Annotated in this window: 17 protein-coding genes; 11 read left to right on the plus strand and 6 right to left on the minus strand. The window is 40.1% G+C overall.

The genetic code is table 11. The annotated features are described in order from the left end of the window. Nucleotides 1-82: 82 nt before the first annotated feature. From DX009_RS01465 to dgt, 3 genes are read right to left on the minus strand one after another with little or no spacing between them, the layout of a single operon-like run. Nucleotides 83-3,442 carry an AAA domain-containing protein gene (locus DX009_RS01465; protein WP_115082781.1) on the minus strand — a complete coding sequence of 1,120 codons (3,360 nt, stop codon included), beginning with the start codon at nt 3,440-3,442 and terminating at the stop codon, nt 83-85. Beyond that, a complete protein-coding gene (locus DX009_RS01470) occupies nt 3,439-4,434 on the minus strand; it encodes a YqiA/YcfP family alpha/beta fold hydrolase (protein WP_115082782.1) in 996 nt (331 codons plus the stop codon). Before DX009_RS01470 ends, DX009_RS01465 begins: the two co-directional genes overlap by 4 nt. Before the next feature lie 12 nt (nt 4,435-4,446). Next, a complete protein-coding gene (gene dgt, locus DX009_RS01475) occupies nt 4,447-5,784 on the minus strand; it encodes a dGTP triphosphohydrolase (protein WP_181792334.1) in 1,338 nt (445 codons plus the stop codon). A 125-nt stretch (nt 5,785-5,909) separates the two neighbouring features. On the opposite strand from dgt, the gene dut reads away from it, so the two are divergent. From dut to DX009_RS01495, 4 genes are read left to right on the plus strand one after another with little or no spacing between them, the layout of a single operon-like run. Beyond that, on the plus strand, nt 5,910-6,347 hold the full coding sequence (gene dut, locus DX009_RS01480; protein WP_115082784.1) for a dUTP diphosphatase: 438 nt from the start codon (nt 5,910-5,912) through the stop codon (nt 6,345-6,347). 56 nt (nt 6,348-6,403) lie between these two features. Continuing rightward, on the plus strand, nt 6,404-8,107 hold the full coding sequence (locus tag DX009_RS01485) for a tetratricopeptide repeat protein (RefSeq protein ID WP_115082785.1): 1,704 nt from the start codon (nt 6,404-6,406) through the stop codon (nt 8,105-8,107). Then, nucleotides 8,104-9,003 carry a DUF4292 domain-containing protein gene (locus DX009_RS01490; protein WP_115082786.1) on the plus strand — a complete coding sequence of 300 codons (900 nt, stop codon included), beginning with the start codon at nt 8,104-8,106 and terminating at the stop codon, nt 9,001-9,003. The genes DX009_RS01485 and DX009_RS01490 overlap by 4 nt, the downstream gene beginning before the upstream one ends. Then, a complete protein-coding gene (locus tag DX009_RS01495) occupies nt 9,004-10,965 on the plus strand; it encodes a peptidoglycan DD-metalloendopeptidase family protein (protein WP_115082787.1) in 1,962 nt (653 codons plus the stop codon). Between the two features lie 117 nt (nt 10,966-11,082). On the opposite strand, the gene DX009_RS01500 is transcribed toward DX009_RS01495, so the two are convergent. Further along, the gene (locus DX009_RS01500; RefSeq protein WP_100020571.1) at nt 11,083-11,982 is read right to left on the minus strand and encodes an IS982 family transposase; all 900 of its coding nucleotides are present in this window, start codon (nt 11,980-11,982) and stop codon (nt 11,083-11,085) included. A gap of 263 nt (nt 11,983-12,245) precedes the next feature. On the opposite strand from DX009_RS01500, the gene DX009_RS01505 reads away from it, so the two are divergent. Beyond that, the gene (locus DX009_RS01505) at nt 12,246-13,004 is read left to right on the plus strand and encodes a hypothetical protein (RefSeq protein ID WP_115082788.1); all 759 of its coding nucleotides are present in this window, start codon (nt 12,246-12,248) and stop codon (nt 13,002-13,004) included. A 432-nt stretch (nt 13,005-13,436) separates the two neighbouring features. Here the strand turns inward: DX009_RS01505 and DX009_RS01510 are convergent, their stop codons facing one another. Next, nucleotides 13,437-14,486: a CDP-glycerol glycerophosphotransferase family protein gene (locus tag DX009_RS01510; protein ID WP_115082789.1), complete on the minus strand. Its 1,050-nt coding sequence runs from the start codon at nt 14,484-14,486 to the stop codon at nt 13,437-13,439. A gap of 94 nt (nt 14,487-14,580) precedes the next feature. Between DX009_RS01510 and DX009_RS01515 the strand changes: the two genes are divergently transcribed. Further along, entirely contained in the window at nt 14,581-15,660 is a 1,080-nt protein-coding gene (locus DX009_RS01515) for a pyridoxal-phosphate-dependent aminotransferase family protein (protein WP_181792300.1), read from the plus strand. Nucleotides 15,661-15,666: 6 nt separating this feature from the next. After that, nucleotides 15,667-17,010: a Gfo/Idh/MocA family oxidoreductase gene (locus DX009_RS01520; protein WP_115082791.1), complete on the plus strand. Its 1,344-nt coding sequence runs from the start codon at nt 15,667-15,669 to the stop codon at nt 17,008-17,010. Between the two features lie 420 nt (nt 17,011-17,430). Here DX009_RS01520 and ribD read toward each other — a convergent pair whose 3' ends face one another. Further along, nucleotides 17,431-18,438 carry a bifunctional diaminohydroxyphosphoribosylaminopyrimidine deaminase/5-amino-6-(5-phosphoribosylamino)uracil reductase RibD gene (gene ribD, locus DX009_RS01530; protein WP_115082793.1) on the minus strand — a complete coding sequence of 336 codons (1,008 nt, stop codon included), beginning with the start codon at nt 18,436-18,438 and terminating at the stop codon, nt 17,431-17,433. Between the two features lie 21 nt (nt 18,439-18,459). On the opposite strand from ribD, the gene prmC reads away from it, so the two are divergent. The 4 genes from prmC (at nt 18,460) to metK (ending at nt 22,124) form a co-directional block, all read left to right on the plus strand. Beyond that, nucleotides 18,460-19,323, plus strand: a complete 864-nt coding sequence (gene prmC / locus DX009_RS01535) for a peptide chain release factor N(5)-glutamine methyltransferase (RefSeq protein WP_115082794.1) — start codon at nt 18,460-18,462, stop codon at nt 19,321-19,323. Then, nucleotides 19,320-19,823 carry a regulatory protein RecX gene (locus DX009_RS01540; RefSeq protein WP_115082795.1) on the plus strand — a complete coding sequence of 168 codons (504 nt, stop codon included), beginning with the start codon at nt 19,320-19,322 and terminating at the stop codon, nt 19,821-19,823. The genes prmC and DX009_RS01540 overlap by 4 nt, the downstream gene beginning before the upstream one ends. Then, nucleotides 19,810-20,514, plus strand: coding sequence for a ComF family protein (locus DX009_RS01545; protein WP_115082796.1), 705 nt, complete (start codon nt 19,810-19,812; stop codon nt 20,512-20,514). The genes DX009_RS01540 and DX009_RS01545 overlap by 14 nt, the downstream gene beginning before the upstream one ends. 317 nt (nt 20,515-20,831) lie before the next feature. Continuing rightward, the gene (metK, locus tag DX009_RS01550; RefSeq protein WP_115082797.1) at nt 20,832-22,124 is read left to right on the plus strand and encodes a methionine adenosyltransferase; all 1,293 of its coding nucleotides are present in this window, start codon (nt 20,832-20,834) and stop codon (nt 22,122-22,124) included. The last annotated feature ends 2 nt before the right edge of the window (nt 22,125-22,126 follow it).

Here is a 22,126-nt window from a genome sequence, read left to right on the forward strand (position 1 = left end):
AATGGCTGATTTGGGGTAAATGAAACTGGAAAAGCAGAGGTATAATATGGTTTGATTGTTAAAACCATTATAGGCAATAAGTCTAAATAGTTATCTTTCCACCTCTGTGGTCTATATAATCTATCAGTTCAGAGAAAAGAAAGTTCTGTCGTAGAGTAGCTTCGTTACCAGTAAGAATAAGTTGTTTGCGTGCTCGGGTAATGGCAACATTTAGTTTACGGTCTATTGGCTTATTGTTCTCCATAAACGTATTGGCAGTAAGGAACTCCAGTTGGAAGCGGTTCTGAATGGTGAACGAATAGATTATAATATCGCGTTGGCTACCTTGATAGCGCTCCACAGTGTCGATGCTTATGTCCTCGATAGCTGGAATGTTAAGTTGTTCTAACTCTTTTCGTACCATAGCAATTTGGTTTCGATAGGGCACAATAATACCAATCGACTTTTGTGCATCGAAACCTGTTTCTATTTGGCGATAAAGGCGGCGAACAACGTTAGCTACGATACGTGCTTCTTCTGTATTTACCTTTTCTGATATGTTGGGTTGATGACACGATTTAGAAGAGATAAATATCATTCTGTGTGTTTTTAAAAAGTCATCGAATGAGTCTTCACTTGGTTTGTTATAGCACAAATGATCTTCTTTTTGGTGTGATAGCGGTACACATTCTAATTGTTCTTGTGCATAGAAATAAGTATTTGGAAAATCGGCAATTTCTGGGTGCATACGTCCTTGTTTGTGTAGTATTCCAACAAAATTGGTGCGATGTGCAGCCTGCTCGGTTAGTATAAGACGTTCGAATAGCGAGTTAGCACAGTTCGGTAGGTGTATGTTTTCTAGTAAATGCGAGTTGGTAGCCGATTCTTCGCTATCTTGTTGCACTACGGCTGGCAACTGCTTGTAGTCGCCAATCAATATAAACTTATCTATAACTTGCTTTTCGCCGTTGTGTGCAGCGAGTAAACCAACAATGTTGGGTTCTAAAATCTGACTAGCTTCGTCTATAATAGCAAGCTCGAAATGCTTAATGCTAAAGATAGCCGTGTGAATAGAGAGGTTAGCTGTGGTACTGACAATAATGCGTGCTTGGCTGATAGTTTGTTTTATGTGGGTGAGTGTGGGGTTATTCTTTATGGCATTGCTAAGCAGGTTGTTGGTATATTGTGGGTCGCACGAGTATTCTTTAGAGAGTCTAAGAAATGAGATATTATTTTCGGTAAGCATTCCGCATATTTCGTCTACGGCTCGATTGGTATAAGAAAGCAGCAAAATATTCTTTTCTTTGTGTTCTCTTACAAGATATTGCAATGCCATAGATGTTTTCCCTGTTCCTGGTGGGCCAATTAGAAGGAAGTAATCGGTAGCTTGTTTAGCACGCAAAATAACATCATCGTAAGTTGGGTTATAACTTTCTGAGAGTTGTATTTTAGTGTCTCGCTGTGGTGTACGTTGTCCTAAAAGCAAATCTTTACGTTCTTTGGACGCTGTAATTAAAGTATGTAGACCTTGAATGGCGGTAGTGCAACCAATGTCGCTGCTACAGTGTTCAATGGCAAATAATTCGCCTGCGAGCGAATTTCTATTCTGCTGTCCATTTCTCAAATGTACCACAATTGTATCGCTGTGTAGCTCTTGTAGTATTCCACGAAACAAAAAAGCCTTTCGTATGTCTGGAATTTCGTTTTTTCTATAAGCATAGAGGTACACCATATCGCCACGACGAAAGTTTGGAAGAAAGTCATCGCCTTGTTTTGGTACTTTAAAAGTAATGCAATTGTATCCACTATGTTCAGTGCTTCTTTCTTCTTTCGTTATGGTTAGTGCAGTATATATGTTTCCCGATTCAATTTTACTAGTTAAAGGCATATTCCATAAGTCGGCATTGCTACTTCCTGTCCCCTCTTGATATCCCACTTTCGATATGATTTGTTCTTTCATCACAAAGCGCATCATTCTACAGAAGTATGCTTCTTCTAACGGTGTAAGCGTGTGGAGTGGTGTTAAGGTGGCATTTAAACGAGGAAAAACCCATTGCTGAAAGAAGTTTTGATTACAGTTTTCTGTTACTAAAGTGCTGGGCGTGAGAAATGGAATGAGTTTTGCGAAGTCGTTACTACCTATCCAATATTCTGTTGCAACTACCTGATTGCGAAATCTAATAGCCTCCATCATTAACGATTGAAGCGATTCCACTTCTAAGAGACCATTGGGAAGTGGATATTTAGAATAGAGGAGATGAATGTTTGTAGTGCGTGCACTTTGGTTAAAGTTGTATTGCAGTATACCAAAATAGAGTAGAACCTGCACGTAATGCTTTTCTATGTGTTTTGAACCATGCTTATTAAGTCGATTGCTTGCAATATAGAAATTCTTTCCAGACTTTTGTTCCACTAGTAAACGAAAGTCGGTTGTCATTAAATCGACACGTCCTTGAATGCCTAAACTCTCGCAAACGAACGATGGTTCGAGTATAGCCTTCTTTTTATCATAATTTTTAAATAGGTCGTTAACGATGTCTTGGATATTCTTAGTTTGCTCTTTACAATCGTATTTAAACCTTTCCGGATAGAAATCGGTGCATGTGGCAAAGTCTAAAGCTTTGTTTTGGAAATTAGTCTTTAGAGTTTCGTTTAGTTCATATTGTGGATTGTTAATGATTTCATCGAGTGCTGTATCAGAAAAGTTTCCCAATAGAATTGCTGCAGATGTAGTTTTGGTTTGTAAACGGTTTGTAATGAACGATAATGGGTGGTGCCCGTAGTCTTCAAAGCAGTTAGCTATCGAAGAGATATCTACCAGAAAGTCGGGTTCTACAACAATTATTCGTGGTACAATACGCTTGCCAGTAACGCTACAATCTAAGAGATTGAGTTGCATACCCTCGCATAATATTTTACCAATATAGGTAAGGTCAATATGTTCAGGAGTATTAACATAGTCTACCAATACCTCTTCTTCGCTACATTCTTGATTCAATACGTTCATCTTAATATATTTGTTGTTCCACGAAAGAACAGTACAGCGAATGTATTTATAGTTTGCTATCTGTATATTAGCCGTGCGCCTACCTTCGGTAGGTATTTTGTCTACGAGATAAGAAGGTATTGATGTGTTGAAAACAGCAGCAATAAAGAGAGCTAATGCCCTACAATCGTATAGCAAATCGTTGTGTGAGATGGGCGCAATAGAATTGCTATGGCGTCGCATTAAGTGTATAGCAATAACATCTTGTGCTTTTATATTATGTTTTTTACAAAGCGAATCGACTTGTGAAGAGAGGTTTCCAAATCCGTGTCGAGTACCTTTCAGTCCTTCATGGCACGCCAATACAAGCGTTTCGTGCATTAAATGATTTTGCAGGTCGTAACGGTTGTCGGTAAATTCAATAACTTCCAATACTCTATTGAATAATTGCTGATCCGTTATAAAGCTTTCTGTCATTGTCCTCCTAACCGTTCAAAGAAAGTAATAACCTCTTCCCATGTTTTAAATTCATCACTACCAAAAGGTAATATCGTTCCCATAAACTCATCATAAATATGTGTACTAATGAGATAATCGCCCAGAAGAAATTGTGGCTGATTAACAAAGAGGGTGCGATTCCATGCAGGTGCACTGAAAGCATCGGATATCCATGCCTGTATTTCTGTAAAACTTGTAGGCTTATTGGTGGGTGCTGGTGCAATAAAATAAACATTGTAGTTGTTGAGAAGAAACTCGTAAGCCTTGTGTAGCGATGATTTTGGTTTGCCATAATCATCGCTTAACGTATTCCAGTCTATGAATACTGTTTTACGTTCGCGCCTTTCTTGTTTATCGTCAATCCATCTAATGATAGGCATAACGTAGTGGAAAATGGCTTTCTCTATAAGACGATGCTCACCGTGGAAATAGATAGCTTGCGGATAATGTTGATGAAATAAATCGAAAGTATGTACAATAGGGTCGGCATCACCAAACAATCCATATACTCGTTCTTGCTCTTCTGGCGTTACAGAAGCAAAGCATTGTTCTGTTATTTCTTTATATTCCTTCTGCAAAGACTTAGTAACAATAACCTCTTGAATGCCATCTTTACGCGGATTTTGGTAAATTTGCTTGCCGAGCATATTGCTTTCGCTAATGGTAGAGCCCATTTGAAAAGCTGGATTTACGCAAATGCGGTCTGTGCCATAAAGCATTTCAGTGTACATTCCTCCCATTGACGTGCCAATAATAATATCAGGACGTTCGTCGGCTTGTATTTTTCGCAGCAATTCCATTGCCTCTTCTGGGTGAATTGGTAGATCGGGAGCAATAACAGTACATTGTGGCATATACTCTTGCAATATTTTAGCAGTGTGTGTAGCCCCTGACGACATAAAGCCATGTACGTAAACAAGTTTCTTGTTTACCATTAAGTCTGCGAATGTTTTCTTGTATTGATTTTCCATACCTTTCAAACGTTAGATGATAGGCAAGCTAATGCCATTTATTTTTTGGTAAATGTCGAGCGCATATATATCAGTCATACCGCTAATATAGTCGATTACAGCCATAATACGTTCTTCGAGATGTGGGTTTCGTATATCGTATTGACTTGAGAAACGCCGAATAAGCTGTCTACTATGAAATTTCTCTGGTTCAACAGCGGCACTAATAAGCGATTCCATTAGTGTTTCCATTATCTTATATCCCGACAATTCCACATCGAGAACAGTTCTGCTGCTATATATCTTCTCAATTGAAACCTTTGAACAATGTTTATAATTGTTGCGTGGAAGCATAGGAATATGGTCTATTAACGAACCTTCAAATGTACCATTAAGTATAGACTCTTCGTTTTCAACAAACACATCAACGCATAATGCCTCCAATAATCCAACGGCACAAGCACGAAAATATACCACTTGTTCGTTCTTATCGGTAACACCTTCTTCTATAATACGATTTCGAATACTTCTTTTTGTATCTTCATCAAAGAATCCTAACAACAATTCAGAGGTTTCTTCAAACGATAGAAGTTTGAGCTTGTGGGAGTCTTCAATATCCATTATCTCATAACAAATGTCGTCTGCAGCCTCAACTAAATATACTAATGGATAGCGTGCGTAGGCAACACCTTCACCCGAAGTCTGCCTTTTAATAATACCAAGTTCTTTTGCTATCTTCTTGAAAGTGTTTTCTTCTGATATAAAAAAGCCAAATTTCCCATGTTTTCCAGCCAAGGAAGAAGAGAACGGATATTTTACAACACTGGCTAATGTAGCATAAGTCATAACAAAACCACCTTCGCGTCTACCTAAAAACCTATGAGTGAGTAGACGAAAAGCATTCGCATTACCTTCAAAGTGTGTAATATCGTTCCAAAATCGAGAGCTAACTTTTTCTTTTAAATAAGTTCCTGCCCCTTCTGTGAAGAATGTTTGAATGGCCTTTTCACCACTGTGTCCAAATGGAGGGTTACCCATATCGTGTGCATAGCAGGCTGTTTGCACAATTGTACCAATTTCTTCAAAAAGCGTTCCGTGCAGTTCGGGGTGCTTCTTTATGAGTTTTCGTGCCACATCGTCGCCCAACGACTTACCCAATGATGCTACTTCTAGTGAATGAGTAAGTCGATTATGCACGAAAACGCTGCCAGGAAGTGGAAACACTTGTGTCTTGTTCTGTAGCCGTCTGAAAGGTGCCGAGTAGATAAGCCTATCGCTATCGCGTTTAAACTCCGACCTGTCATCGTGCCGTAAAGCGTGCCGGTCTTCCTGCCCGAGCCGTTTATTGGAGATAAGATTTTGCCAATTCATCATAAATACTAAAAAGATTAGCCTACGCAAAAGTACTTAAATTTGGCTAATTTCTACCTTTTTAGGTCTGAAAATTCATATATGTGCGTATAATTCATTATTTTTGCACATTATAATATAATGTTATGGTCCAAATAAAAGTTATTAATAAAGGTGCACAACCTTTACCAACATACGCAACAACACAGAGCGCAGGTATGGATTTGCGTGCTAATATAGACAGTCCAATTACTTTAAAGCCAATGGAAAGGCGTTTAATTCCTACAGGATTGTATATTTCGCTCCCTCAAGGATATGAGGTACAGGTGCGTCCACGTAGTGGCTTGGCTTTAAAACATGGCATAACGGTGTTGAATACCCCTGGAACTATAGATGCCGACTATCGTGGCGAGATTATGGTGCTGCTGATAAACTTCTCTACTGAAGACTTTATTATAAACAATGGTGAGCGTATAGCACAAATGGTAATAGCTCGCCACGAACAAGCAACGTTTATAGAAGTAGATATTCTTGACGAAACTGAACGTGGCGCAGGTGGTTATGGACATACTGGGGTAAAGTAATAACAAGCCGATTAATACAGGAGGGATAATAATTGGTATATTTTTTTAAACAGTTTATGGTACGAGCAATGCTTATTGCTGTGCTTATCACAATAGGTTTGCAAGGAAACGCACAAACCGAAAGTAGGATAACACGTTACAATTACTTCTTTTTAGAAGCTATTCGACAGCAAGAAATGGGCAACTTAGCTGCTGCTTTCGATTTGCTAAATCATGCTCGTGATATTAATCCGAAGGCTCCTGAGGTATATTATGAGATAGCTGGATACTACGTTGCTATGCAAAATAGCAAAGCAGCACGCTACAATTTCGAGCAAGCAGCCAAACTTGCACCTGATAATTCTACTTATTTGGAAAAGTTAGGTCAGTTCTATATTTCGCAAAATAATTACGAAGACGCTTTAACCACATACGAACAGCTTTACACAAGCAATAAAACTCGAGAAGATGTTCTACAAATTCTCTATCAACTTTATGGGGCACAAAATAACTATAAGAAGATGATTGAGATGATAGAACGTATGGAATTGCTTTCAGGAGCTAGTGAACAGCTATCTCTAACAAAGATGCAAATCTATGAGCAAATGGGCGATAAACGAAAAGCGCAGGCAGAACTGCTTCGCTTAGTACAGAAAAACCCATTAGAATTGAACTATCGTGTAATGCTGGGCAACTGGCTTTTACAGAACAATAAGAAGAAAGAGGCTTATAACGAATACCAAACTGTACTGAAAGAAGATCCAAACAATGCTGCAGCACAGCTCTCTTTGTTAGACTATTATAGGGACACAAAGAACGAAAAAATGGTAGATGAGCTTACCAGAAAGCTATTGGAATCGAAGAAAACAGAGAAAGAAACCAAAATGGCACTACTCCGTCAGGCTATTATGGACAATCAAGACGACAGTACAAAAGATAGTCTTGAGGTGATAAAACTGTTCAATCGTGTTCTTTCATACCCACAAGAAGATGCTGATATTGTGCTTATGAAAGCGGCTTATCTTAACTTAAAGCATGCGCCAGAGGATAGTATAAACAGTGTTTACGAACAAGCTCTTGCCATTGAACCCGATAATTCACGCGCAAGAATAGCTTTAATTCAGAACATTTGGAAGGATAAACAATACGATAAGGTTATTTCTATTTCTCGTTCTGCACAAGAATATAACCCAGAGGAAATGGTTTTCTATTACTTCGAAGGCTTTGCGCAATATATGAAGAAAGAAAACGAGGCTGCATTACAAACATTTAAGAAAGGAGTAGCACAGATAAAGCCAGACAGCGACCCTAATATTGTTTCCGATTTCTATGCTATTATGGGCGATATTCTGCACGAAAAGGGATTAGAAAAACAGGCTTTCGAAGCTTATGACAGCTGTTTACATTGGCGTCCAGATAACCTTTCTGCGCTGAATAACTATGCTTATTATCTCAGTTTAACGAAAGGCGATCTTAAAAAGGCAGAGCTAATGAGTTATAAGACAATAAAGAAGGAGCCAACAAATTCTACTTTCCTCGATACTTACGCTTGGATTCTCTTTTTACAAGGTAGATACGAAGAGGCTAATACCTATATAGAACAAGCTATAAAGAACGATTCTACTCCTAGTGGAACTCTGTTCGAGCATGCCGGAGATATATATTATCAGGCAGGAAAGCCAGAAGCTGCATTAGAAGCGTGGCAAAAAGCATTGCAATTGGGTAATAATAGTGCTACTCTTAGAAAGAAAATAAACTTAAAGAAATACATACCAGAATGAAAATAAAGAATATAGTTATAGCTGTGTCTGCCATTTTGCTTTTAGCAAACTGTGGCACGCAGAAGTCTGTTATAAAGCCATCGGGTGCGATTGGCACCACCTCGTCTGGATCATCAACATCGCTTAAACAACAGCAAATACAGTTTATGCAACGTGTTTCTGATGGTGCACTCTATCAAAAAAATCTTGTTTCCGACCTCTCTTTTACAGTAAATACAGGTAAAAAAGAAATTTCTGTGCCGGGTATCCTACACATGCGCAAAGACGAGGTTATCCGTTTGCAACTTCTTATTCCTATTATTCGTAGCGAAGTTGGACGCATAGAGTTTACGAAAGACTACGTATTGTTTATTGATAGAATACATAAACAATATGTGAAAGCTAAATATAATGATGTAGCTTTCTTGAAAAACAATGGTATAAATTTCTATTCTCTCCAAGCTTTATTTTGGAATCAGCTCTTCATTCCAGGACAACAACGTGTTGGAGAACACAACCTAACACTATTCAAAGTAGATTTTAATGCATCGCAAAATGCCTCTCAGAAGGGTACCTCTATTATTCTGAACGATGGAAAAATGAATTATCAATGGATAGTAGAGCCTGTTACAAACTTTATTCGCGAAGCTGAAGCGAAGTATAGTAGTGCTGTTCACGGTGTTTCTACACTGAATTGGGATTATGGAAACTTTAAAAAAATCGGCTCAAAAATGTTTCCTTACTATCATAAGATAACAATAACAACACCCTTACCAAAGGGACAAAAGGTTGTTACAGCCACATTCGAACTTGATAAACTTGGCGATAATGCCGATTGGGAGAGTTTTACAACACCATCTACGAAGTACGAACAGGTGAGTGTAGAAGATATTTTGGGTAAATTAATGCAACTTTAAATGAAGCGGATTTTATTTATATTATTAATACTGAACACTTGCTTTCTAAGTTTATATGCGCAGAAGCATAAAAAGAAAACAGTTAAAAATGAACATACAGAACAGCAAATAAACCAGAATAAGGCTACAAAAAAAGAGGCTATTAAACTTGGTTCTTCAAAAAAACAGGCTGAAAAACACTTGTCTGATAGGAGTGAAGTTGCAGCTAAACATAGTAAGAAACAACCTGTAGATAAACAACACACAGCACCACTCCCTACCAAGCAGCAACAAACAACTAAGTCGGGTGCATTGCATAAAAAGGGTGTTGTACTTGCACAAAAGCGACAGCCAAAAGGAAAAAAACAGCAAATAAAATATGTTACAACTGAAGAAATAAAGGGTTTACAGCAGCAAAATAAACAGATACAGAAGGAAATAACAGAAAACGAACACGAACTTAAGGCAAAACAAAAGGATGTAGACAACCGTCTTCAGAAGATTTTAACGCTCGATACAGAGATAGGACATCAGCAAAAAACTATTAATAACATTTCAACAGATATAAAACATCTTGATGGAAATATCGGTATCTTAAAGGGACAGCTACGCTCTCTCGAAACACAATTGAGCGAGCGACGTTCTCGTTTCATTCGTTCTATGCGCTATATGGCACGCAACCGTAGCATTCAAGATAAGATTATGTTTATCTTTTCTGCCAAAACACTAACGCAAATGTATCGTCGTCTTCGTTTCGTTAGAGAGTATGCAGCTTACCAAAGAGCACAAGGCGAACTCTTAAAGCAGAAACAAGCCCAAGTAGATAATAAACATAATCAATTGGAACAAGTGCGTGGGCATAAGAGTAATTTACTTGTGAAAGGACGTAATGTCCATATTCAGATGGAGAATAAGAAGGTTGAGCAGCAAAAAGTGGTAGCTTCTTTGCAGAACGACCAAAAGGTTCTGCAGTCAGTTATATCTGATAGGCAGAAAAAACAACAAGCTATTAATGCTCAGATTGACCGACTGATTGCTATAGAAATACGAAAAGCGCGTGAGCGTGCAATGGAAGAGGCACGTGCACAAGCCGCAGCTCGTGCTGCAGCAGCCAAGCAACGTGCTGAAGAATTGGCACGAAAACGAGAAGCTGCACGCCGTGCTGCCGAAGAAAATGCACGTCGAATAGCTGAAGCCAAGGCACGCGAAGCCAAGGCAAAAGCCGAAGCTGCTGCTAAAGCGGCACAACTAGAGCGTGAGCGTAGAGCGGCACAAGAAAGGGCAGAACAGGCTCGTCGTGAAGCGGAACAGGCTCGTCGTGCAGCCGAGGCTGAGGCTTCTGCAAAGAGAGCTCGTGAGTTGAAACGTGCCGAAGAGCGAGCTGCTGCTGCTAAACGTGCTGAAGATCAAGCACGAGCAAAGGAGAATATGGAACGCGAACGTGCCAATCAGCAAGCTCGCGAGGCTGAAGCTAACCGTGTAGCAGCCGAACGTAAGGCTGTAGCAGATAGAGAACGGGCAGACAGAGAACAGGCTGCTGCTAACCGTGCAAACGAGAATAACTCGCTTCTATCATCGGCAGACCGTGCTATTACTGGTAGTTTTGCCAATAATAAGGGAAGATTGCCAATGCCAGTCTCAGGACCTATTGTGAAGCGTTTCGGTACTTACAACGTGGCAGGACTGTCGCATGTTAAGCTAAGTAGCAATGGAATAGCCATCAAAGCATCGCCAGGTGCCCCTGTTCGCAGTGTTTTTAAAGGCGAAGTAACCAGTGTTTCGCACGTTGGAGGGTCTACTCTTGTAATGGTTCGCCACGGTGCTTACATCTCTGTTTACCTGAACTTGGGCAGCGTTAGTGTCAGCAGAGGTCAGCAAGTTGGTACAGGTCAGACACTCGGAACAGTAGACTCGGGCGGCATATTCCAGTTCCAACTTCACAAAGAGACTCAAAAGCTGAATCCGGAACAGTGGCTCCGATAAGCTACACCTTATATATTATTATATAGAAACCATAAAGCCAGACAGCCGAAATCGCTGTCTGGCTTTTTTGTAAGTCCTGCCATATCGACTCTGAATAACGTGAGTTCGATATAAGCTCTATGCAATTATTCTGCTTTTATCAATTATTTCTATGTTCATTTGTGGCTTCTTGGGCAATAGATTGTATGCAATGAGTCCTGCTATCAGATTTGTTGCAAAGTTATCAAAAGAGCGATGTCTGGTGTGTTCTATCTGACACACATTCTTCAGTTCATCGTTCACTGTCTCAATGACAGAACGTTTTCTGAGCAACAACTTATCATACAGGCTCATCAGTGAGTTCTTCATGTTCTTCTTTATCTTGGTCACCAAATGTATATTGTCCACAAAGAGCATCTCAAAGAGGTTCTGACTGATATACCCCCTGTCTGCAAAGAGTTTTCCAAACAACCTCTCGGTGAAGCGTTTATCCTTCAATGGCTCCCTGTCATCTACGTTTCCTGGCGTGAGCTTCCACTGGATAATCTCTCCCTTGTCATTGATGACAAGATGTAGCTTGAAGCCATAGAACCAGCCCATGGTGCACTTTCCCTTTGCCGCCCAGCCCCTCATGGTCCTGTGCTGCCGCTCACGCTTGATGTGGCAGGAAGCCAGTGGTGTGGAATCAATGATGGATATGCCTGAACACTTGCCCAGTGCACATGTCTGGAGAAACAGCAACAGGTGCAGTGCGACCTGTGCCTGCCGCTCGACGAAGCGGTTGTAGGAAATCCGATGTGGGAACTCTCCACGCATATGCTGGCAGATATAGCCCAGATAGAAGGACTTTAGGTCTCGGAAACGGTGGGTGTGGAACAGGACCAGAATGGTCATGATTTCACTGTCCGACATACGGGAAGCACGGTTGCGGTGCCGCTTGCCGGGTACCTGAAGCGTATGTTTTTTCAACTCAGGAGTAAAATACTTGCAAAAATCGTCGAATATACAGAATATTTCTATTAAATTTGTATCAGTCATAGGAGTGGGTATTTGTTTGTAACTCTTTGGTTTACAAGTATAAAGGTACAAAAAATATTCCACTCCTACAACTTTTAAAACAACTTTCTTATATCGAACTCACGTTGAATAGCAAAGTGGTAACCTGAAAAGATGCTTTTTTCGATGACAAATGGATAATTAATGAATTTATTTTATTGAATTTCACAACTTTTTTGTAGCTTTACAAGAAACTAAAATCCTTAATGATAAAATAAAGTATAACCATCAAATAAGAATAAGCTATGGTATGTTTAAAAGAATTTAAAGACCTTTTGCAGAATCCTTTATGGGAAAAAGGCAAGCATTATGTTGGTTTGGGAAATCCAAATGCAGAGATACTGATTGTCGGAAAAGAATGCGCTGTTGATGAAAATAGCGATTCATACAAGTGCGAATATTCGCAGAACTACAACTTATGGAAGAACAGGGATTGGTCAATCAAGGTTGAAGATGTTAAGAATTGGATAGATAATCCTATCTTGGATTGGAAAATATTTGACCCTCTTGCGCCTTATAGCGGACAACGTTTTGCAGTTGAAAGAAGAAATAAAGACGGAGAAGTTATCTCAGGAAAGGGTGGAACATCTGCTACGTGGTATAAATATCAGAAACTAATCAATTTTATTAGAGAGCGTGGAAAACTTGACAGCCCAGTAAATACCACTCACATAGATTTCTATAAAGATTGTTTTATAACAGAATTGAATGAGTTGTGTAGACTTAATAATCATCGCTTATCAGCCGAAGAACGAAGAAAAATAGAAGAAAATATTAGAAATCGTTTTGACTTAATGATTGCTACAAATTCATTTTGGTCTCATTTTAAAACCGTTATTCTTGCTTGTGGACCTTATGCAGATGCTTTGAGAGCTGACCCAAAGCTGACTCGAGCTATATTTGGGTGTGCAAAAGTTATCTCAAGCGTGAATGGTAAGAAGATTCCTCAATTGTCTTTTGCTATTAGCAATGATTTGCTAAGGGAGATAGCAAAGCAGGTATAAAACTTTTGTTATCTGATAAAAGTAAATTGAAAGTTCTTCTCTCCTTCTGTTTTTCTCCTATATGGGCATTTCGATAGTGTTGGGATTTACCTCTTAATTCTCAATTGTAGCTGTTATTAAATCTCGGTTCAGTAGAAACTTAGTGAGGGAGTGAATAGTCTTTTTCTTGCTTAAGGCAGATGCTGAAAGTGTCTTGGTTTTGTAAAGATAATTCTCTTAAAAAGTGATAACTGCGCTTTGGCGTTGCGAAAGTGTCTGTTTTGCAACACAAAAGAGTCTGTTTCGGAGAACGAAACAGACTCTTTAGAATATAAAATAAGGAGTTTTACTATACCTTGATAATAAGACAGTTATGCAATATATATACGAATAAAAAATGTTTACACATTTTACACATCTATCATACCATCTTTTCGTATTGCATTGCAGCGTTTATCGCTTTATTTTTCCAAAGGTTTTAATGCTGGTGTACTTACGCCAGAGATTCAGTTTGCGCTGTCGTGGTACACCGTTGTGCGCTATGAAATCGCGTGCAGCGTCTAACATGCGGTGTGCACACAGTCCATCGAGGTACGGGTCGTAGTTGTTTATCACCCATTTGCGCAGGGCGGCAATCTCCTTATTCGTAAATACGTCGTCGTAAGCGTTGCACAGTTGCGAAGCATCGGTAATGTTTTTCCAATACAAATCTTTCGATATGGCATTTAGAGTTATAACTGGTTTATCCATCAAGAGAGTCTCGTAGATAGCAGACGAGGTATCGCTCACCACTACATCAGCCATCAAAAGATATTTTGTAAGGGCAAATTCGCCTACCATTATAATGTTTTTATGGCTATCGGCAAGTGCTCGGCAGGCTTCCACCCATTCTGTTTTGGTCAGTGGGTGTAGTTTTATGATAATCAGAACACGGCGTGTGTCGGCAAGCTTACGCAGGTCGTTGAGGATAAACGGAATGGAAGTTAGTTTTGGAGAGAATGTTGGTGCATAAACCACAATACGTTCGCAAGCGTGCTCTTTCAGTAGTTCTGTTCGCTCGTTATCGAAGTCGTGGCGATGTGCAAATATGTAGTCTTGGCGTGTCCAGCCTGTTTCTACCACAGAGAAATCGCCATATTTTTTTGCCAAAGCCTTGAAATGACTTGTAAAGTAGGGTCCTTGCGTGCAATAAATGTCGAAATAACGGCGTATCACCCAGTGGTCTTTCTTCTCTGCAGCATAGCCGTGGAATATTTGAATCTTTACCCCAGGCAGATAATAAGGTACAATGTTGCCTGGTACATATATGGCTTCTGGACAAAAATTGTAGCTTTCCTGTATGCTGTTGGTCCATTTCACAGAATCTTTTAATGGAAAATCTGGTATCTTTTCTTGGTGTACATACCACAGCACATCGTTGTTTCCCTCTTTGTTAGCCTCTGTTTGGATAGGCTGTAGAATATCCACAGCATATTTGTTTTCACAGAACAATAAAATGCGCATTATACTTGTATTTTTCTGCAAAGATAGTTTAATTAGCCGACAAAGCGAAAAAAAAGCAGTAACTTTGCACACATTATATAATAATAATATAGTTATGAGTATGCTAAACTTCACAATAGGGCCCGTAATGTCGGCTGACAAAGTAAGAGAAATAGGTGCAGAACAAGTGCCTTACTTTCGTACTTCAGAATTCTCTGCCACTATGAAAGAGAACGAAAAACTAATGAAAGAGTTTGCAAAAGCAGACGATGATGCTCGTGTGGTATTCATAACAGGTTCAGGAACAGCCTCTATGGAAGCATCAGTAATGAACATTCTAACTCCAGCCGATAAGGTTTTGGTAGTAAACGGAGGTAGTTTCGGGCAACGTTTTGTTGATTTGTGCGAATTGTATGCCATTCCCCACACTGTAATAAAGATGAAAATAGGCGAGCAAATCACAGCCGAGATGCTTAAACAGTACGATGGACAGGATTACACAGCCTTTGTTTTAAATGTTGGCGAGACCTCTACGGGTGTGCATTACGATATAGATTTAATCAGTAAATTCTGCCAACGTAACCATCTTTTCCTGCTTGTCGATGCCATAAGTTCGTTTCTTGCCGACGAGTTTGATATGAAACAATTGGGGGCCGACGTTATGATTACAGGTTCGCAGAAGGCTTTAGCTTGTCCTCCAGGTATCTCAATTATAGTGCTTTCGCCACGAGCTATCGAACGTATCGAACACAATAATGTTCGCTGTATGTATTTAAACTTAAAAGATGCACTACATAATGGCGAACGAGGACAAACTCCTTTCACCCCGGCTGTGGGTATATTGCGACAAATTAACTACCGATTGAAAGAGATAGAACGCAATGGCGGTGTTGCAGCCGAAATAGAACGGACACGCAATTTGGCTATGGATTTCCGCCAGAAAATAGCCCATCTGCCCTTGGAACCTATCACAAAATCGCCTTCAAATGCCGTAACATCGTTGCACCCGCTGAACAATTCGGCGTTCAGTATATTTGAAACGTTGAAAGACGAGTACGGTATTTGGATTTGTCCCAATGGCGGCGATATGCGCGATACCATCTTCCGAGTAGGTCATATTGGTGCACTGACACCTGAAAACAACTCTACACTTGTAGCAGCCTTCGATGAATTACATAAAATCGGTAAACTTTAAACAACTATGAAGAAGGTTATTACGTATGGAACTTACGACTTATTGCACAAAGGACACGTACGTTTATTGGAACGGGCAAAGGCATTAGGCGATTACTTAATTGTAGGTGTAACAGCCGATACCTTCGACCGTGAACGCGGAAAGATTAACGTCCAGCAATCGTTGGTGGAGCGAATAGAAAACGTTAAATCCACTGGCTTGGCTGACGAAATAGTGATTGAGGAATACGAAGGGCAGAAAATAGACGACATCAAGCGTATGAACGTCGATATTTTTACCGTAGGTTCAGACTGGCGGGGCAAGTTTGACTACCTATCAGAGTATTGTAAGGTAGTCTATCTCGAGCGAACGAAAGGCATTTCCAGTACAGAACTGCGCTCAGACCTACGCGAAATACGCATCGGACTGGTGGGAGAGTCGTCTATTATAACCAAGTTTGCACGCGAAAGCAAGTATGTCAATGGCATAAACATTAGTGGCGTGTACACCGAAAACGACCAAAAGTTAGGCAATTTGCGCGAAATGGTACCCTTTTTTGCCGACAACTATGCCACGTTGCTCAATGTTTCAGATGCCGTTTACATTATTTCGCACCCCGAAAAACATTATCCACATATCAAAGAAGCCTTGTTACACGGGAAGCACGTGCTATGCGAGTCGCCCATTTCGCTCAACAACGAGGGGTGGAAAGAGCTCAACAGCATTGCAGACGAGCAGGGATTAATCTTGATGGACTCTATAAAAACGGCTTATTCCATGGCGTACGACCGCCTTTGCCTGCTTGCAAAGAGTGGGAAAATAGGCAAGATATATTCCATCGATGCCACTTGCACGAGCCTTTCGCACTACAACACCGAGAATAAAGAGGCACTACGATACACTTGGAACAGCTTTTGTGCATGGGCACCTACGGCACTTCTGCCCATCTTGCAGCTGTTAGGAACCGACTATACCGACAAAACCATCTGCACGCACCTTATCGACGATGCACCAAACTTCGATACTTTCACCAAAATATCGTTCATTTATCCCCACGCAGTGGCATCGTTGAAGGTCGGACAAGGCATTAAATCGGAAGGCGAACTCGTTATTTCGGGCACAGAAGGCTATATCTACGTGCCTGCTCCGTGGTGGAAAACCGACTATTTCGAGGTGCGCCGAGAGAACCCAAGCGACAATAAACGCTACTTCTACCAGCTTGACGGCGAGGGCATTCGCTACGAACTGCTCACCTTCATCAAGTCTATTCAGAGCCAGCGCAACCTTTCTTACGTCAGCAAAGACGTGTCGGAAGCCATCGCCAACATCACTGCCGACTTCTATCAACGCAAAGATACGGTACTGATATAACGCTCGTTGGTTGTAAAGCCATAGGCGAGAGATGCACAACAAAAGCGTAAATATTTTTCATAAGTATATCTGCCGTGTAACTGCTTTGTTATCACCGTATTGTAAAACCTATTGTTTTACACGGCAAAAGCAGTTGTTTTGCACAGTAAAAGCGTAGGTTTTGCAACGCAAAAGAGCCGCTTTCACATCGTCAAAGTGCAGTTATCACTTTTTAAGAGAATTATCTTTACAAAAACAAGGCGACTTCTTTGTAAAACTACCCTATATATACTGCGAATAGGCGGACGTGTTGTAGAGGCCCTTACACGTACAATCCGCTCTTTTTCTGTGTGTTTTTGCCCCTGCCATAAGCGACAAAACAAAGTTCGTTTTCTAAGAATGAAACTCTGCTGAACCCTCTTTGCCTCTCAAGAACCTTGTTTACAAACGCTTATAAGTAACGATAGTGTTACCGTAAAACTCTTTTTTCACAACGGCAATGTTGTGGGGAAGGTGTGGAGCGGCAATACCATTGTTTATAGTAAAGGGGGCTGTTTCTATACGAATTTCGTCCCACAAGCCTGCATCTATAAACGATTGAAGAGTGTGCGCACCACCTTCTACGATGAGCGAACATATTTTTTGTTCTGTATTATTGTGTTGATTGATTGTATCAATAAGTTGTTGCAAACTATTTACATATAGAACTCCATCTACAAAACCATTATTTTTATAAGTAGACGACAGTACTATTTTCTGTGGATTCTTACCATTCCACTCTCTTACCGTAAGACGTGGGTGTTCCAATTCCTCTGTATTGCGCCCTACAAGAATAGCATCGTACTCGGCACGGAGCTTATGAACGAGCATCTTTGTAACGGCATTAGATATCTGCAGAGTGGCTTTTCTATCGCTCGTAACCTGCGAATACCCTATGAAACCATTAGCAGTTTGTGCCCATTTTAGCAATATGTAGGGTCTATTTTGTGTGTTTCGCACTATAAATTCATGGTTCAGCATTAGACATTCGTGCTCCAACACGCCCACAGTAACATCTATTCCTGCCTTACGAATGTGCTCAATACCTCTTCCTTGCACTGCTGAAAAGGGATCTACACAGCCACAAACCACTCTGCGAATACCCTTTCGAACAATTAAATCGGCACAAGGTGGAGTCTTTCCATAGTGCGAACAGGGCTCAAGACTTACATATATAGTGGCTTCGCATAGTAAGTGTTCATTTTTTTGGCGTACCGACCGAAAAGCATTAACCTCGGCATGACCTTCTCCACACCGCACATGGTAGCCCTCACCAATGATTTTTCCCTCACTGCTTACTATCACAGCGCCCACCATAGGGTTGGGTTTTGCCAACAGCCTGCCGTCCTTTGCCAACTGCAAACAGCGGCGCATATACATTTCATCTATATCTTTTTGTTTCATTTCCATTTATTTTCTACCTTTGCAAATATGTATACAAGCTATCAAAATCTGTATAAACAGCTTATGAATGTCTATCCGTTAGACGAAGCGAAAGCCATTGTCAGAATGCTTTTAGAGGAACGTTACGGACTGACACTTGCCGAAATATATACCGACAAAGTTACGCAATTATCAGCAGACGATGCTAACGATCTCGAAAAAATAATGTCTCGCTTGACAAAAGGCGAACCAGTGCAGTATGTTCTTGGCTCTACTACATTTTGTGGGCGACAATTCTGTGTGGCTCCAGGTGTACTAATACCTCGTCCAGAGACGGAAATATTGTGCGAATGGGTTATAAATGTTCGTAATAATTCATTCTGCGCACTACAGCCACCTACTCCTTTGCGTATATTAGACGTTGGGACGGGGAGCGGTTGCATAGCTATCACTCTCTCGTTGGATATGTCTAATACAGTAGTGTCTGCCTACGATATTTCGTCAGAGGCACTTTTAATAGCCCGCGACAATGCTATCAGGTTGGGAGCTACAGTTAATTTTCAAATGAAAGATGCATTACAACTCGTGCCAACCTCAGAGATGTTCGATGTTATCGTAAGTAATCCACCTTATATTTGTGAGAATGAACGTGTAGATATGCTTCCAAACGTGCTGAATTACGAACCTTCTATAGCTCTTTTCGTACCTAATAACGATCCGTTGCGCTTCTATCGTGCCATAGCAGAATATGGAATGATAGCCCTTTCGCACAATGGTGAACTCTATTTTGAAATCAACTACCGCTTTGTAGATGAAGTTTCGGCAATGCTAAAGGCTTTGGGCTATGTTGGAATAGAGGTGCGAAACGACCAATTTGCTAAGCAGCGATTTGTAAAAGCTATACGTTTATGATGCAAAAAAAACAAATAACCGAAGCAGAAGCTTTACGAAAGCTTGGCGACCTTTGTGCCCGTGGCGAGCATTGCTCGGGCGAAATGGTAGAGAAATTACGTAAATGGGGCATTGCAGCCGGTGCACAGGAACGCATTATTGACAAACTCATAGACTATAAATATATTGATGACGAAAGATTTACACGATCGTTTGTACGCGATAAAATAGTATTCAACAAATGGGGGCGGCGAAAGATAGAACAAACACTGTGGCAAAAACATATTCCACAAAGCATTTCTCAACCTATTCTTGACGAAATAGAACCGCAAGAGTATCTGAATGTGTTGCGCCCACTACTGAAAAGTAAGTATCTAACCATAAAAGCGGAAACCGATTATGAACGTTCTATGAAACTTATAAAATACGCAATGGGAAGAGGTTTTACACTCGATATAATTCGGTTGTGTATAGACGATGTAACAATAGTAGACGATATTGATGACAATGACGAAGATTAGCTTCTTCTCTAGGGTGCTTGATCTTATTGCACCTCGTGCTTGTGCAGTTTGTGGACGTAGACTTAGTATAACAGAGGAACCACTTTGTGCGACTTGTAACATAGCTTTACCACGCACAAACTGTCATTTTCAGCCTTTGGATAACGAAGTTGCACAACTTTTCTGGGGTAGAGTTCCTCTAGAAAAATGTGCAGCTTATTTCTTTTATAAGCCCAACTCTGCTTCCAGTTACCTTATATATAAGTTGAAATACTTTGATCGTCCAGATATAGGTGAGCAATTTGGACGGCTTATTGCTGCCGAATATGCAACCCAAAACTTCTTTGATGGTATAACAGCTTTACTACCAGTGCCACTCACTAAACGACGTACCATTCAGCGAGGTTATAATCAAAGTCTTGAAATAGCCCACGGAGTAAGTGCTGTAACGGGGATACCCATTTTGAAAAATACAATTAAACGTACATCGTTTGTAGATAGTCAGACACAAAAAGATATGTGGGAACGTACCAAAAATGTGGAAAACGCCTTTAAACTATGTGTACCCGAAAAGATAAATAATCAGCATATACTTTTAATTGATGATATTATAACCACTGGGGCGACACTTACAGCGGTAGGAAAAGAACTAATGAAAGCCTCAAATGTTAAGATTAGTATTTTAGCCTTAGGGGTTGCGAGTGATAAATAGATTGTAATATTAGGTTTTAATAAAATCTAAATCTTTTCAGTTTTATTTTGTTTTCTGAATATGTTACTGTAACTTTGCAATCTTATAGGTGGTTCCTAAAAGATACTTATGTAGTTTTTTTGCCTTTTATATGAGCTGTTTTTGTATTCTTTTTAGAAAGGTATAGGCGGACTATACAATGGGAATAAAGATGAAATATACCACATAAAAGCAAGAGACTACAACGAAAAAATGTAGTTATGATAATAAACTTCTTCTACATATAATCCATAGGACGTATCTATAATAATAGGTAAACATAAATAAAAATATAACAGATGGCATATTTATTCTCTTCTGAATCAGTATCAGAAGGACACCCAGACAAGGTCGCAGACCAAATTAGCGATGCTCTTCTTGACCAATTTCTTGCTTATGATAATAGTTCTCGTTGTGCAATAGAAACTTTTAATACAACAGGACAGGTTATTATTATGGGCGAAGTACGCTCAAAAGAATATATAGACATTCCAGCAATCACTCGCAAAACAATCAATAACATTGGCTATACGAAGGCAGAATATCAATTTGATGGTAATAGTTGTGGTATTCTTTCAGCCATTCACGAGCAAAGTTCCGATATAAATCGGGGTGTAGATAGGGCTGATGAGGATAATCAAGGAGCAGGAGATCAAGGTATGATGTTCGGTTATGCCTGCAACGAAACTGCAAACTATATGCCTGTAACGCTCGACTTGGCTCACTTATTAATGACTACTTTGGCAGATATACGTAAAGAAGGAAAGGTAATGACCTATCTTCGACCAGATTCAAAGAGCCAGGTTACGGTGGAATACAGTGATGACAATATTCCACAACGCATTGATACAATTGTAGTTTCTACCCAACATGATGACTTTATTAAACCTGCTAACGATTCGGTAGAGGCACAACTGAAAGCTGATGAAGCTATGCTGGCTAAGATTAGAGAGGACGTTTTGAATATACTAATACCTCGAGTGAAAGCACAGATAGACTCTGATAAAGTATTAGCACTATTCAATGATGATATAAAATATTTCGTAAATCCAACGGGAAAGTTTGTTATTGGTGGTCCTCATGGCGATACCGGTCTGACAGGTCGTAAGATTATTGTTGATACCTACGGTGGAAAAGGTGCACATGGGGGAGGGGCTTTTTCAGGAAAAGACTCATCTAAGGTAGACCGCTCTGCCGCATACGCAACCCGCTACATAGCAAAAAATATGGTGGCAGCAGGTGTAAGCGACGAAATTCTAGTGCAATTGGCTTATGCTATCGGCATTGCCGAACCTGTTAGTGTTTATGTTAATACCTACGGACGCGCTCATGTGAACTTAACAGACGGTGAAATAGCAGAACGAATAAAGAGAATGTTCGACCTTCGCCCTAAAGCAATAGAACGAATGTTAAAGTTGCGTCAGCCAATGTATCTAGAAACAGCAGCTTATGGACACATGGGACGTAAGAACGAAATGGTAAAGAAGACCTTTACAAGTTTGTATCATGATAAGAAAGAGCTTGAAGTGGAACTCTTTACTTGGGAGAAACTCGATAAAGTGGCAGAGATTAAAAAGGTATTTGGATTGTAAAC

Origin of the sequence: Prevotella pallens, from assembly GCF_900454935.1 — a bacterium.
Classification (GTDB): Bacteria; Bacteroidota; Bacteroidia; order Bacteroidales; family Bacteroidaceae; genus Prevotella; species Prevotella pallens.

What these genes read in the sequence shown, in the direction of transcription:
- DX009_RS01540 (WP_115082795.1), top strand. Translation starts at nt 19,320, where the DNA reads ATGATGCAAAAAAAACAAATAACCGAAGCAGAAGCTTTACGAAAGCTT.
- metK (WP_115082797.1), top strand. Translation starts at nt 20,832, where the DNA reads ATGGCATATTTATTCTCTTCTGAATCAGTATCAGAAGGACACCCAGAC.
- DX009_RS01545 (WP_115082796.1), top strand. Translation starts at nt 19,810, where the DNA reads ATGACGAAGATTAGCTTCTTCTCTAGGGTGCTTGATCTTATTGCACCT.
- DX009_RS01505 (WP_115082788.1), top strand. Translation starts at nt 12,246, where the DNA reads ATGGTATGTTTAAAAGAATTTAAAGACCTTTTGCAGAATCCTTTATGG.
- prmC (WP_115082794.1), top strand. Translation starts at nt 18,460, where the DNA reads ATGTATACAAGCTATCAAAATCTGTATAAACAGCTTATGAATGTCTAT.
- dut (WP_115082784.1), top strand. Translation starts at nt 5,910, where the DNA reads ATGGTCCAAATAAAAGTTATTAATAAAGGTGCACAACCTTTACCAACA.
- DX009_RS01470 (WP_115082782.1), bottom strand. Translation starts at nt 4,434, where the DNA reads ATGGAAAATCAATACAAGAAAACATTCGCAGACTTAATGGTAAACAAG.
- DX009_RS01500 (WP_100020571.1), bottom strand. Translation starts at nt 11,982, where the DNA reads ATGACTGATACAAATTTAATAGAAATATTCTGTATATTCGACGATTTT.
- DX009_RS01495 (WP_115082787.1), top strand. Translation starts at nt 9,004, where the DNA reads ATGAAGCGGATTTTATTTATATTATTAATACTGAACACTTGCTTTCTA.
- DX009_RS01490 (WP_115082786.1), top strand. Translation starts at nt 8,104, where the DNA reads ATGAAAATAAAGAATATAGTTATAGCTGTGTCTGCCATTTTGCTTTTA.
- DX009_RS01520 (WP_115082791.1), top strand. Translation starts at nt 15,667, where the DNA reads ATGAAGAAGGTTATTACGTATGGAACTTACGACTTATTGCACAAAGGA.
- dgt (WP_181792334.1), bottom strand. Translation starts at nt 5,784, where the DNA reads ATGAATTGGCAAAATCTTATCTCCAATAAACGGCTCGGGCAGGAAGAC.
- DX009_RS01515 (WP_181792300.1), top strand. Translation starts at nt 14,581, where the DNA reads ATGAGTATGCTAAACTTCACAATAGGGCCCGTAATGTCGGCTGACAAA.
- DX009_RS01510 (WP_115082789.1), bottom strand. Translation starts at nt 14,486, where the DNA reads ATGCGCATTTTATTGTTCTGTGAAAACAAATATGCTGTGGATATTCTA.
- DX009_RS01465 (WP_115082781.1), bottom strand. Translation starts at nt 3,442, where the DNA reads ATGACAGAAAGCTTTATAACGGATCAGCAATTATTCAATAGAGTATTG.
- ribD (WP_115082793.1), bottom strand. Translation starts at nt 18,438, where the DNA reads ATGGAAATGAAACAAAAAGATATAGATGAAATGTATATGCGCCGCTGT.
- DX009_RS01485 (WP_115082785.1), top strand. Translation starts at nt 6,404, where the DNA reads ATGGTACGAGCAATGCTTATTGCTGTGCTTATCACAATAGGTTTGCAA.